General features: G+C 68.7%; 8 protein-coding genes. 4 read left to right on the top strand and 4 right to left on the bottom strand.

Features of this window, described 5'->3' with window-relative positions:
- Window positions 1-93: 93 nt before the first annotated feature.
- The gene (locus DAT35_RS34955; RefSeq protein WP_158502037.1) at window positions 94-2,742 is read right to left on the bottom strand and encodes a PAS domain-containing protein; all 2,649 of its coding nucleotides are present in this window, start codon (window positions 2,740-2,742) and stop codon (window positions 94-96) included.
- A 356-nt stretch (window positions 2,743-3,098) separates the two neighbouring features.
- On the opposite strand from DAT35_RS34955, the gene DAT35_RS34950 reads away from it, so the two are divergent.
- Entirely contained in the window at window positions 3,099-4,523 is a 1,425-nt protein-coding gene (locus tag DAT35_RS34950; protein WP_108073421.1) for an RtcB family protein, read from the top strand.
- Window positions 4,524-4,611: 88 nt separating this feature from the next.
- Window positions 4,612-5,097, top strand: a complete 486-nt coding sequence (locus DAT35_RS34945; protein WP_108073419.1) for a hypothetical protein — start codon at window positions 4,612-4,614, stop codon at window positions 5,095-5,097.
- Between the two features lie 57 nt (window positions 5,098-5,154).
- Here DAT35_RS34945 and glgC read toward each other — a convergent pair whose 3' ends face one another.
- Entirely contained in the window at window positions 5,155-6,384 is a 1,230-nt protein-coding gene (gene glgC, locus DAT35_RS34940) for a glucose-1-phosphate adenylyltransferase (protein WP_108073417.1), read from the bottom strand.
- 129 nt (window positions 6,385-6,513) lie between these two features.
- Between glgC and DAT35_RS34935 the strand changes: the two genes are divergently transcribed.
- Window positions 6,514-7,398 (top strand): GGDEF domain-containing protein, encoded by an 885-nt coding sequence (locus DAT35_RS34935; protein ID WP_108073415.1) that lies wholly within the window; start codon window positions 6,514-6,516, stop codon window positions 7,396-7,398.
- Entirely contained in the window at window positions 7,398-8,156 is a 759-nt protein-coding gene (locus tag DAT35_RS34930) for an MBL fold metallo-hydrolase (RefSeq protein ID WP_304466075.1), read from the top strand. Before DAT35_RS34935 ends, DAT35_RS34930 begins: the two co-directional genes overlap by 1 nt.
- Before the next feature lie 39 nt (window positions 8,157-8,195).
- Here the strand turns inward: DAT35_RS34930 and DAT35_RS34925 are convergent, their stop codons facing one another.
- Window positions 8,196-9,224: an NAD-dependent epimerase/dehydratase family protein gene (locus DAT35_RS34925; protein ID WP_108073413.1), complete on the bottom strand. Its 1,029-nt coding sequence runs from the start codon at window positions 9,222-9,224 to the stop codon at window positions 8,196-8,198.
- Window positions 9,221-13,627 carry an AMP-binding protein gene (locus DAT35_RS34920; RefSeq protein WP_108073411.1) on the bottom strand — a complete coding sequence of 1,469 codons (4,407 nt, stop codon included), beginning with the start codon at window positions 13,625-13,627 and terminating at the stop codon, window positions 9,221-9,223. The genes DAT35_RS34925 and DAT35_RS34920 overlap by 4 nt, the downstream gene beginning before the upstream one ends.
- Between the last annotated feature and the right edge of the window lie 4 nt (window positions 13,628-13,631).

The raw sequence follows: 13,631 nt of genomic DNA, 5'->3' as shown, positions 1-13,631 counted from the left end.
TGTCGCGATCTCCCCGATATTTAACATCAGTTGAGTCGCGACGAGTCGCGACCGCCCCTCGCTGGCCAGCCAGGCGGCCATGGAGGAATCGGCTCAGGCCCGCACCGGGAGGGTGAAGCGGAAGGTGGAGCCGCGGCCCAGTTCACTCTCCACCCAGATGCGGCCACCGTGGCGCTCGATGATGTCCCGGCAGATGTAGAGCCCCAGCCCCAGCCCTCCGAAGCCGGAGATGGGGGCGTTGCGTGCCCGGAAGAAGCGCTCGAAGAGGTGCGCCTGTTCGTCCTCCGGGATGCCGATTCCGGAGTCCGAGATGGAGACGAGCGCCTCGTTCCTGGTCTGGGTGAGCGCCACGTGGATGGGCCCTCCCTGGGGGCTGTACTTGAGGGCGTTCTCCAGCAGGTTCATCAGCACCTGGGCGAGCCGTTCACGGTCTCCCTGGATGACGAGCTCCTCCGTGTGCTCCTCGTACTCCAGGGTGTGGTGGATGCAGGCCGGACGGAAGTTCGCGACCACCTCGCGGACGAGCTCCCGGAAGGGCATGGGCTCGCACTCCACCGGGAGCTGTCCCGCCTCGACCAGGGAGGCGTCCAGCAGATCCGAGATGAGTCCCGAGAGCCGGTCCACCTGGGTGAGCGCCTTCTCCGCGAGGCGGGGCGGAAGGGGTTGCCCGGAGGCGCACCGCAGTTTCAGGGTCTGGAGGAGGAGCTTGAGGGGGGTGAGGGGGGTCTTCAGCTCATGGGAGGCGACGGAGAGGAAGTCGTCCCGGACCTGGATGGCCTCATGGGCCTCGCGCAACAACCGCTCGCGCTCCTCCTGCGCCTGGCGCTCCGCCGTCAGCTCGACCACCACGGCGCCAACGCCCACGATTCCGCCGCGCGGCGTCCGGACGGGGTAGTAGCTGACGCGCCACGAGCGCAACGCGCCCGGAGTGGCGGGGACTTCTCCCCTCAGGTCCAGTCCGATGATGGGCTCGCCGGTCTCCAGGACCCGGCGCATGAGGGGCTCGACGACGGACGCCACCTGCGGTGTCGACTCGCGGAGCGTCTGGCCCACCTCCTCCTCCCGGTTCTTGCCGTGGAGCGCGGCCAGTGCGTCATTGACCCGGAGGTAGCGCAGGTCGCGGTTGAGGAACCCCATGCCGATGGGCGCGTTGTTCAGGAAGGTGTCGAGCAGGGCGAGTGATTCCTCCAGCCGCTCGCGTGCGCTCTGCTCGGCCACCAGCAACCGCTCCTGCTCCGCCTTGGCGAGGCGCTCCTGCGTCACGTCCCGATAGCTCCAGATACGGCCGATGATGGTGTTTCCCAGCCGTTGGGGCAGCGAGGTGTGCTCGAGGATGCGCCCGTCGCGGAACTCGACCGTGTCGACGTACTCCTGGTCGGAGACCACGAACATCTCGCGCAGCCGGGTGACGAACTGCTCCGGGTCCTTGAGCAGGGGGGCCGCGGCGGTGACCGCCTTCATGACGTCCAGGTTCTCCAGCAGGACGTCGTCGGGGAGCCCCCAGAGCTTCTGGAAGCGCTTGTTGGAGGTGGTGATCCGCTGATCCTGGCTCACGACGATGACCCCATCCGCGATGGAGTCGAACGTGGCGCGCAGCAGCGAGAGGGTGTGCTCCAGGTGCTCCCGGGCGCGGTGCTCGGCCGTCACGTCCCGGAAGCTCCAGATGCGGCCGATGATGGTGTCCCCCTGCCTCTGGGGACACGAGTAGCGCTCGAGGATGCGCCCATCGCGGAGCTCCAGGATGTCGAGGCTCTCCTCCTCCAGGGCTTCGCAGATCTCCTGGACACGGGCGTAGAACGGCTCCGGGTGCGGGAGTTGGTCGAGCACGAACGCGAGCGTCCGGCCGTCATCCCTATGGGCCATCAGCTCATCGGGGATGTGCCAGAGCTCCTGGAACTTCCGGTTGTAGGCCGTGATGCGCCGGTCCAGGTTCGTCACCAGCACACCATCCGCGGTGGCTTCGAGCGTGGTGCGCAGCAGGGAGACGGTGCGCTCCAGTTGCTGCTGGGCCCGGCGCTGCTCGGTGATGTCCACCATGATGCCTCGGAGCCTGGCGGGGCGTCCGTCCTCGACGAGCACCGTGACGATGTCGCGCAGCCACACGGTGCTGCCGTCGGCGGCCACCATGCGGTACTCGAGCTGATGGGGCCTGCCCTCGTGGGTCGCCTTCAGACAGAAGGAGCAGGCCCACTCGCGGTCCTCCGGATGCAGGTGCTTCACCCAGAAGTCCGGCTCCCGCCTCCACTGCTCGGGGGGATAGCCGAGGAGGCGCTCGGCCTGCCGGCTGACGAAGGTGAAGCGGAAGGTGCTGGCATCGGCTTCCCAGACGATGCCGTCGATGGCGTCGATGAGCTCCTCGTATTGCCGCTGGGTCCGGGTGAGCTCGCGGGCCAGGGCCTCGCGCAGAGCGGGCTCTCCCTTCGAGCCCTCGGACGTGCTCATGCAGGCACAGGCACCCAGGAATTGGCCTTCCTCTCCGAAGACGGGAAGAACGAAGGCCTTCACCCGGTCCGTCGAGCCGACCGCCGCCTTGCCGGTGAGCGCGGTGTCGAGGGCCTCCATGAGCCACGGAAGCGTACCGAGGACCTCCCGGGCGCAGCGTCCTTCGGGGGGATTGCCATTCCAACCGCTGGCGAGTGTCAGCGCATCATCCACCCAGGCGATGCGCTTCTGGCTGTCGACGACCAGCGTGGCGTGGAGGCAGGAGCCCACGTGCAGGAGCATCCCGGGGAAGGGGGGCACGGCCGTGTGAGCGGTCTCCGCCGGAAGGGAGGCATCCTGTGCTGCCCCGTGTCCATGCATGCTGGCGGTCCCCATGCGTGCCTCACCCCCGGTGACTCCGGCCTGCCGCGTCACTCCAACGAATCTGCAACACCCCCCTGGTTTCATAAAGTCAGAGCGCAACCCTCCCCTACTGGCCCAGCGACCCCGAGGACGGCGGACCTCACCGGTGCGCCGTCAGGAGGGGTCGCGTCCTGTCGTCCCTGCGGCGGCGGACGCTCCGGCGTCCACGACCGCGGCTGCTGACCCGAGGTCTCGAATCCATTCGTACAGGTCCCCCGGGCCCCTTCGGGCGCGGGCCAGATTCCGAGAAGGTCATGCAGCCGAAACTGAACCGGCTCCTGCGGGCACTCGCCCGTGAGGGGCTCGATGTGACGTACGACGGTCGTGTCTACACCGTGCGCCTCCAGGGCGACACGAACGCGCCTCCCGCCGAGGTGCTCCTCCCACCGGACCTGCCCGTGGAGGGCAAGGCCTTCCAGCAGCTCGCCGCGCTCGCCGCGCTGAAGCACCCGGGCGGTGGCACCGTGAAGCGGGTGCGCGCCACGCCGGACTTCCACCCGGGAGACTCCGGAGTGGCCATCGGCTCGGTGGTGCACACCGAGGGCCTGGTGGTGCCCGGCGCGGTGGGCACCGACATCAACTGCGGCATGCGTCTGCACGTCGCGGACATTCCGGTGGAGGCATTCCTCGCCCGCCGCGACGCCTTCGTCGAGCGGATGAAGGGCCACTACTTCTTCGGCACCCGGGACGTGGCGCTGGGCTCGCGCGCGGTGGAGGCGCTGCTGCGCGATGGCCTGCCGGGCTGGCTCCTGGAGACGCTGGAGGCGCCGCTGGGGGTGGTGGCGAGGGCGGACCTGGGTCAGCTCGACCGGGAGTCCACGCGGGTGTACCTGGGCGGAGCGCTCGAGGGAGACCCGGCGTGGGCACCCACGGGGCTGCGCCGGGAGGGCGTGGTGAGAGACCCCGGCCTGGCCACCATCGGCGGGGGCAACCACTTCGTCGAGGTGCAGCGGGTGGAGGCGGTGGTGGACCGGGCGCGGGCGTGGGAGTGGGGTGTGCGCGAGGGCCAGCTCGCGTTCATGGTGCACTCGGGCTCGCGGGACATGGGGAAGCACGTGGGGCTCACGTGGCAGGAGCGGGCGAGGGCGGCATGGCCGGTGGGAGCGCCCTTCCCCGGGAGCGGGATTCTGCCGCTGGCGGAGCCGGAGCTGGTGCGCGAGTACCTCCGGGCCGAGGCCACGGCGGCCAACTACGCTTTCCTCAACCGGTTGCTGCTGGCGGAGCTGCTGCGGCTCACGCTGCGGGAGCTGTTCGGGGACGTGGAGGCACCGCTCGTCTACGACGTGCCGCACAACATCACCCTGCCGTGGGAGGGCGGGTGGCTGGCGCGCAAGGGGGCCTGCCCGGCGGAGGCGGGGCAGCCGGTCATCATCCCCGGCTCCATGGGGGCGGCGTCCTACCTGATGGTGGGGCTGGGCAACGCGGAGGCACTGGCCTCGGCGTCGCATGGGGCGGGGCGGGCGCGCTCGCGCTTCTCCATGGCGAGGGGCGGGGCGGATCATCGGGAGGAGGCGCTGGGCCTCACGGGGGTGGACTGCATCACCCTGCGGGCCGAGCGCCGAATCGAGGAGGCGCCGGCGGCCTACAAGCCGATTGGCCCGGTGGTGGCCTCGCAGGTGGAGGCCGGCATCGTCCGGGAGGTGGCACGGATGGCGCCGCTGATGACCTTCAAGGCCTGAGCGGGTGGGGGAGGGGCGTCAATTCACTGGCGCTCCCTCCCGCCTCCGGGTGGAATCCGTGGCTCACCACGAGAGGGGAAGGCACGACATGGAGAATCTGCCGGGAAGCCCGGGGGCGACGAACACGGAGGCCGCGCGGCGAGAGGTGTCCGCGCCGGCCATCCTGCTGATGGTGATTGGCGCCCTGGTGAGCGCGAACGTGCTGTACTCGCTCATCAAGTTGCTGGCCACCCGAGGCGAGATGCCGCCTCTTCCTCCCGAGCTCTACAACAACCCCCAGCTCGGGCCCTACCGGGACCTCATGGAGAAGCTGATCCGGTTGCTCTCGGGGCCTTTGGGCATCTCGTTCAACGTGTTCGGGCTGGCGCAGGGCGTGTTGATGGTCCTCGGGGGTCTGAAGATGAAGACCCTGACGAACTACCGCCTGGCCATGGCCGGGGCCATCGCGGCCCTCGTCCCGTGCTTCATCGGCTGCTGCTGCGTCATGGGGCTGCCGGTGGGCATCTGGTCGGTGGTGGTGCTCAACAAGCCGGAGGTGAAGTCGGCCTTCCGCCAGGGCGGGGTCTCCCCCTGACGAAGAGGCCCGGGGCGGATACACCCGGGCCTCGCACAGCCGTGAGCGGCGGGGTGCTCAGGCCACCTTCATGCCCTTGGGGATGACCACCACGCCGCCCGGGGTGACGTGGAAGCGGCGCCGATCCTCCTCGAGGTCGTACCCGATGGTCATCCCCGGGGGAATCTCCACGTTCTTGTCGATGATGGCGCGGCGGATGCGGCAGCGCCGCCCGATGGTGACGTTCTCGAAGAGGATGGAGTCCTGCACCTCGGAGAACGAGTTGACGCGCACCTTGGGCGAGAGCACCGAGCGGTTGACGTGGCCGCCGGAGATGATGCACCCCTCGCTCACCAGCGAGTCCGTGGCGTGTCCCACCCGGTTGTTCTCCCGGTCGGCGAAGACGAACTTGGCCGGCGGGAAGTTGTTGGGCTGGGTGTAGATGGGCCAGCGGTCGTTGTAGAGGTTGAAGACGGGGTCCACCTCCACCAGGTCCATGTTGGACTGGTAGTAGGTGTCAATATTCCCCACATCCCGCCAGTAGCCGCGCTCCTTGGACTCCTGGCCGGCGACGACATTCTGCGCGAAGTCGTACACGAACACCGCCTCGCGCTTGTAGAGCTCGCTGATGATGGACTTGCCGAAGTCGTGGGCGCTGGCCTCGTCGGCGGCGTCGCGCACCACCTCCTTCACCAGCGAGTCGGTGGAGAAGAGGTAGTTGCCCATGGACGCCAGGCAGTACCGGGGGTTGCCAGGCATGGGAGGCGGGTTGCGGGGCTTCTCCACGAAGCCCTTCATGCGGCCGTCCGGGCCCACGTCGATGATGCCGAACTCCCGGCCCTCCTCGATGGGCACGGGGATGGCCGCCACCGTGCAGGACGCCTTGCGCTCCACGTGGAAGTCCAACATGTGCCGGCAGTCCATCCGGTAGACGTGGTCCGCACCGAAGGCGAAGATGTAGTCCGGCTCCTCGTCGGTGATGATGTTGAGGTTCTGGTAGATGGCGTCGGCGCTGCCCTTGTACCAGTCCATGCCGGTCCTCATCTGGGCCGGTACGGTTTCCACGTAGTGTCCGAGGAAGGCCGACATCCTCCAGGCCCTCGACAGGTGCTTGTTGAGCGAGTCGCTCTTGTACTGCGTCAGCACCTTCATCCGGTAGATGCCGGAGTTGGCGAAGTTGGAGAGGACGAAGTCGATGATGCGGTAGCGGCCGCCGAAGGGGACAGCCGGCTTGGCGCGTTCACGGGTGAGGGGTTCCAACCGGGTTCCGGCGCCCCCTGCGAGGATCATTGCCAGCAGTTTGGCCATAGGGGACGCAAGTTACCTGGGGGGACGAGTCCCGCAAGGCCGCTCGGGGGGCTTCGTTGAGTAGCCAAACCGGGGGGTGGCGGGGCCTCGTGGCTTCCACCAGGGCAGCCGTGCTATGTCTCCCAGTCGATGGCTGGCGACGAAACCAGAGTAACCAAGATCTCCTCGATCAAGGAGCTGGCGACCCCGGTCGACTCGGAATGCTGCATCGTGCAGATTCACGGGCCGGAGCTGGGCAAGAAGTACACGCTCCAGGAGAGTGATTTCACCATCGGGCGTGAAGAGGGCAACCACATCGTGGTGGACCTCGACAACGTCTCGCGCAGGCACGCGACGATTGTCCGCAAGCAGGGGCGGATGTTCGTGAAGGACCTGGGCTCCACCAACGGCACCTACCTCAATGATCAGGAGGTGACGCAGGAGACGCCGCTGCGCAGCGGGGACATCATCAAGGTGGGTGGCTCCATCTTCAAGTTCCTCACGGGCGACAACGTGGAGCTGCAGTACCACGAGACCATCTACACGCTGACCATCCAGGACGGTCTCACCGGGGTGAACAACAAGCGCTACTTCCTCGAGTACCTGGAGAGGGAGATGGGGCGGTGCCACCGCTACGGGCGCCCCCTGACGCTGATGATCTTCGACATCGACTTCTTCAAGAAGATCAACGACGTGCACGGGCACCTGGCGGGTGACTACGTGCTGCGCGAGCTGGCGCAGACCATCAAGCGGATGGTGCGCAAGGAGCAGTGCTTCGCGCGCTACGGCGGCGAGGAGTTCGCGGTCGTCATCCCCGAGGACGGGGGAGAGAAGGCGCGCATCTTCGCGGAGAAGATCCGCCGGACCATCGAGGAGAAGCAGTTCACCTTCGAGAACCAGGACATTCCGGTCACCCTGTCGCTGGGAGTGGCGGACATGCTGCCGGACATGGTGGAGCCGCTGCAGTTCATCAAGGTGGCGGACGCCAACCTGTACAAGGCGAAGAAGTCCGGGCGTAACCGGGTGGTTGGCTAGTGGCGGACGGCCGCCCCTCCCTCGTGCTGCGGGGGCTGCTGGTGCTGGGCGGCCTCGGGATGCTGGCGGCGGGCGTCGCGTGGTCGCAGGTGCCTCGGGCCGGTGAGCCACGCATCGAGGCCGCGCCCGAGGTGGTGGGCATCAACGATGGTCAGTCCTACGCGTGGGTGCTGAGGACCCGGAACGGGGCGGCGCTCATCGACACCGGTGCGGACGCGAGCGGCGAGGTGTTGCTGGGCGAGCTGCGCCAGGAAGGGCTGAAACCCGAGGACGTGCACACGGTGCTGGTGACGCACGGCCACCGGGACCACTGGAGCGCCGCGCACCTGTTCCCCAAGGCGCGCGTGCTGGTGGGGCCAGGCGAGGCCGAGGTGGTGCGGGGCGAGCGGCCGCTGCATAGCCTGGCGGGCCAGTTCCTCGCGCGCTTCACGAAGCAGCCGCCGTTGCCCGAGCACCTCGAGGAGGTGGAGGACGGGCAGACGCTGGACGTGGACGGGGAGTCGCTGCGCGTCTTCCACGTGCCGGGCCACACGCCAGGCAGCGTGATGTACCTGTGGCGGGACATCCTCTTCACGGGCGACTCGCTGCTGGGCGGCTCGGGCGGGGTGGTGCTGGCTCCGGGGGTGTTCTCGGAGAGCCCGAAGCAGAACCTGAAGTCGCTGGAGCAGCTCGAGGACGTGCCGTTCACGCGGATCGCCGACGGGCACTCCGGGCTCACGAGCAACGCGCGGCTGAAGCTCCGGGCGTTGCTGAAGTGAGCACCTCGCCCTCTCCCGAGGGGGAGAGGGCAGTGGGACTCAGGTCCCTTCGCGCAGCTCGTCGAGCCGGCCCTTGGTGCCCGGGAGGTGACCCGGCGCCATCCGCGTGTACAGGTACTGCACCGTGTCGTGCAGCGTCGCGTGGATGTCGCGCGCCCGGAAACCCAGCTCGCGCTCGGCCTTCGAGGCGTCCAGCCAGAACCAGTGCTCGCCGATGTCCACTTCCTGCGGGTCCAACGTGGGCTTCATCCCGCGCCACTTCGCCACCCGCTCCAGCACCTTGGCCCCGAGCACGTTCACCTGCGAGGGCAGCCGCAGCCGGGGCGCGGCCACGCCGGACAGGCGTGACAGGCGCTCGAAGAAGTCCGACATGGACAGGTTCACGCCCATCAGGTGGCGCCCGTACACCTCGCCGCGCGTCAGCGCGTTCACGAAGGCGTCCGCCAGGTCGCGCACGTCCACGAAGGACATGCCGCCACCGGGCATTGCGGGAATCTCTCCCTGGAGGAACTTCAGCACCGTCCACGTGGAGGACAGCCGGTCATCCCCCGGGCCCATCAGCAGACTCGGGTTGAGCACTACGAGGGGAATGGCGTGCTTGCGGCAGTACTCCAGCGCGAGCTTCTCCTCGTAGATTTTGGACAGGTAGTACGGCCAGCGCCCCACCACGGTGATGGGGTAGTCGTCCTCTTCCGTCCCGACGCGCTCCTCCTTGGACACGGCGATGGTGCCCGAGGTGGAGGCGAGGATGACGCGCTGGACGCCGGACTCGCGCACGTCCTGCAGCAGCTCGCGCGTGCAGTCCACGTGCAGCGAGTACATGCGCCGCGCGTCCTTGTCCTGGAAGGAGACGAGCCCCGCCAGGTGGTAGAGCGCCTGCACGCCCTCGAGCGAGCGGCGGACCGCGTCCCGGTCCTTCAGGTCTCCCTGGACGTACTCCACCTTCTCGAAGCCGGGGCCCACCGGCCTGGAGCGGCCGATGACGCGCACCTCATGGCCCGCGGCCACCAGCCGCGGCACCAGGTGCGTGCCCAGGAAACCGGTGCCTCCGGTGACGAGCAGCTTCACGACTCACTCCCTCCCGTGGACAGCGCGCGGCGCTGATCCTCGACCGTGGCCGATTCCTCGAAGCTCAGCACGCGGCCCGCGGCCAGCGCGCGGATGGAGTCCTCCGCCAGCTTCGTGGCGTAGCGGTAGCTCTCCGAGCGCGCCATGCCCTGCGTCTTGGCACGCAGCATCTCGTACTTCAGCGCGGGCCCGACGTGGGCCTCCAGCTCGCGCGACTTGGGCAGCATGCGGCCCTTGGGCAGCGCCTCGTAGGCGCCCTTCACGTAGACGGGCAGCACGTCCACCCCGTAGGTGAGCGCCAGGTAGCCCAGGGTCGGCTTGAACTCGAGCAGCTCGCCCGTCACCGAGCGCGTGCCCTCGGGGAAGATGAGCAGGTTGAAGCCCTGCTGCAGGGCGTTGCCGGCCATGCGGAGCGACTCGCGCAGCGAGCCGTGCCGGTCCATGGGGATGAGGTCCGTGAAGTTCTCGAAGTACGCGCGCTTGAGCGGCGTATCGAAGAAGTAGTCGCGCGCCGCGAGCGTGGTGAGCCGCTGCCCCTGCTCGCCGAGCACCACCTTGATGAGCCCCATGTCCAGGTGGCTCGTGTGGTTGGCGATGACGAGGAAGTTGCGGTTCATCGGGATGAAGGGCTTGCCCGTCACCTTCACGTCGAACAGGGAGCCGAAGAGCGCCTGCTGGCCGAGCCGCACCAGCTGCCGGCCCACGGTGACGAGCGGCTCGGGCACCGGAATCTCCACCTCCTCGGACTTCTCGACCTCGCGGGTGATCTCCCGGGCGCGCGTCTCCGCGGCGGGCCGGCGTCCGCTGGACACCACCAGCTTGCGCAGGTCCTCCACCGTCTGCACGTGCGTCAGGTCATTCACCGCGGGCAGCGGCACACCGGCCTGCTCCAGCGCCACCGACAGCTCGGTGAGCATCAGCGAGTCCAGGCCCAGGTCCACCGAGAGGCGGGCCTCGGGGCGGATGTCGGCCAGCGGCTTGTTCACCACCTCGGCGATGAGCGGGTAGAGCCAGTCGGAGACGCCGCCGGTGCTCAGCACCTTCTCGCGGGCCTTCTCGCCCGAGGAGGCCAGCCGCTCCAGTCGCTTGAGCTCCTCCACCACCACCTTGCGCTTCACCTTGCGCGACGAGGTGCGCGGCAGCTCGCCATCCCAGAAGCGCAGCACCTTCACGCGGCGGTAGAAGGGCATCTCCTGGCCCGTCTTGCGGAAGTGCTCCTCCAGCTCGCGCCGCACCTCCTCGCGCGGCCGGTCCTTGTAGTCCGGCACGCACAGGCAGGCCACCTTCTCTCCGCCCGCCTCGTCCGGCAGGCCGACGATGGACAGCTCCTTGATGTGCGTGTGGACGCTGTACGTGTCCTCGAGCTCGTCCGGGTACACGTTCTTCCCGTTGGCGTCGATGATGACGTCCTTCTTGCGGCCCACCAGGTACAGCCGGCCCTCGTCATCCATGCGGCCCAGGTCGCCCGTGTACAGCCAGCCCTCCTTGAGGACGGCGTCGGTGGCCTCCTTGTCCCCGAAGTAGCCGGCCATCACGTTGGGGCCGCGCGCGAGCACCTCGCCGATGCCCTCGGTGTCCGGGTCGAGGATGCGCAGCTCGATGCCGGGCAGCGCCTTGCCCACCGTGCCCACCTGACGCTTGTTGACGTTCGTCTCGGACACCGCGAGCACCGGGGCGGCCTCGGTGAGGCCATAGCCCTCGATGATGTTGAAGCCCAGCTGGTGGAAGGCCTTGTGCACGTCGTCCGGCAGCGCCGAGCCACCCGACACCAGGAACTTGATCTTCCCGCCGAACTTGCGGTGCACCGGCCAGAAGAGCAGCTTGCCCAGGTTGAGGTTGCTGCGGTTGCGCAGCTCGCCGTGCGCCGACATGAGCGTCTTGAGCGCCTGCTCCACCAGCGGCGGCCGGCTGGCCATCTCCTGCGTCACCTTGCGGTGCAGCAGTTGCCACAGCGCGGGCACGCCGATCATCGCCGTCACGCGGCCCGTCTCGAACACCTCACCCAGACGGTCCGAGGTGAGCTCGTCGATGTACGTAATCTCCGTGCCGCGCGAGAAGGGCGTGAGGAAGCCGGCGGAGAACTCGAAGGTGTGGTGCAGCGGCAGCACGGAGAGGACGGAGTCCCCCATGCCCACGTTGAAGGCGCCCGCCAGCTTCGCGATGAGGGAGGCGAAGTTGCGGTGGGTGAGCATCACGCCCTTGGGCGTGCCCGTGGTGCCCGAGGTGAAGATGAGGCTGGCCACGTCATCCGGGGCGGCCGTGCGGCGCACCGGCCCGATGTTGTCCGGGTACGCGGGGTCTCCACTCATCGCCTCGGCGAGGCTGACCACGCGCGTGGACAGGCCCGCCTCGGCCAGGGCCTTCGCCACGCCCGGCAGCTCCTCGGCGCTCTGCTCCGAGAGCAGCAGCACCTTTGCCTCGGCGCGGCGGGCGATGTTGACGACCTCTGCCTCGGTGAGGCTCGAGTCCACGGGGACGGCGGTGGCGCCCGCGCGCAGGATGCCGAAGTAGGAGACGGGCCACTCGGGCCGGTTCTCCGAGAGGATCATCACCCGCTCGCCGCGCTTGACGCCTTCCTTCAGCAGGAAGCTGCCCACGCGGTTGGCGTAGCGGTTGACCTCGCCGTAGGTGAGGCGCTCCTCCTTCTCGTCGGCCGCGAAGCGGAAGGCCACCCGGTGGCGCCACGCGTTGACGCTGGCCTCGAGCATCTCCAGCAGGTCGCGGTGCGCGGGGATGGCGGTGCGCTTCTTCGTCTCCTCCTCCATGCCCGGGAACACCCACTTCTCCAGGCCGGGCAGGTGGGTGTCGAGGAAGTAGGTGCGCCAGTCGATGGCCTCAGGGGCCCACGGAATCCGGACCCGGTCGTGGTGGGCCATGCGCGCGTACACCGAGCGGGTGTTGTCGCAGCGGAAGACGTAGCGGTTGTCGTAGAGGAAGGGGAGGAAGAGCTCGATGAGCCCCCCCAGGCTCTGCGCCTGGTCTTCCACGTCGTCCAGCGCCTCGCGGGCCTTCTCCAGCACGGCCTGCACGTTGGGTGCGCCCCAGGTGGGCTTCACCTCGTCGATGACCTGGCGCAGGAAGCGCGCGCCCTTGACGAACATGGGGGCGCTGAGGTTCTCGAAGACGGCGCGGCTCGCTGGCACCGGCTCGATCCGCGAGCGCAGCTCGTTGAGCAGCGCGTTGCCCGTCTCCTTGTTGCGGTAGTAGCGGCGGCGGTACAGGCCCACCAGCTCCACCGAGCGGCTGGCGTAGAACGGATTCACATCACCGCTCGCCAGGTTGTAGACGCGCCGCTCCTCCACCTGGAGGGAGTGCGCGGTGATGCCGATGGTGGCGCCGGCCACGTGGTCCACCGGGATGATGTCCAGGATGGCGCGCTCGCCGGCGGGGATGTTGCGGTGGCCCTTGATGCCGGCGAAGGCCAGCGGCGCCGACGTGGTGAAGCCCTCGTTCCACCCGGGGAAGGGGAAGTGCTGGGCGGACTCGACGACGGAGGGCCGGACGATGGCGTAGCGCAGGCCCGGCGTGCTCGCCATGACCTGCTCGCCCAGGCTCTTGGTGTACGTGTACGTGTTGGGCCAGCCCCAGTGCTTCGCCCGCTCCATGCCGGCGCGCACCAGCTCGCCGGTGAGCCACAGCTTGCGCTCGCGGCCCACCGCCAGCCGCAGCGTCTTCTCGTCCGTGGCGTCGCGGCCTTCCTGCTCCAGCCGCTCCAGCGCCTTCTTTCGGAAGGTCGACGCCAGCGCCTTGTCATCCGCCTGCTCGCGCAGCCGGGCGACGATCTTCTCCGCGTCCGCCAGCTCCTGCGCCAGGCTGAAGTCCCGCCCGTCCAGCTCGTCGCGGCGCGGGAAGTAGCCCACCACGTCCTCGTCCTCGAAGACGAGCCCGCTGCGGTTGCCGGCCACGAAGGCGGTGGACATGTGCACCAGCGGCACGCCCCACTTGAGCGCCAGCTCCACGGTGTACTTCACGCCGTGGGTGTTGACGTTGAGGCCCACCTCCAGCGACGGGTTGAAGGACACCAGGCCCGCGCAGTTGACGATGGCGTGCACCTTGCCCGTCAGCGCGTCCGCCTGCTCCGCCGTGAGGCCCATGAGCGGATCCGTGATGTCGCCGTCGAGCACCTCGCACTTGCGGCGGATGAACTCGAGCGCGCCCTCCTCGCCCAGGGCGTCGCGCAGCGGCTGGAATGGCTCGCTGGTGGCCACCTTGTCGAAGAAGCGCCGCTCGGCGGACGGGGCGTTGCCCTTGCGCACCAGCACGTAGAGCTTGTCCAGCTCCTGGCCGTAGCGCGACAGGAGCATGGACAGGGTGACCTTGCCCACGAAGCCGGTGGAGCCCGCGAAGAGCAGGCGCTTGCCGGTGAAGACCTGGGAGACGTTCAGCTCGGGAAGACTCATCATGGGA

This window comes from Vitiosangium sp. GDMCC 1.1324, assembly GCF_003044305.1.
Classification (GTDB): domain Bacteria; phylum Myxococcota; class Myxococcia; order Myxococcales; family Myxococcaceae; genus Archangium.
The sequence above is the reverse complement of the archived record's forward strand: the minus strand, read 5'-3'. Positions and strand labels throughout refer to the sequence as shown.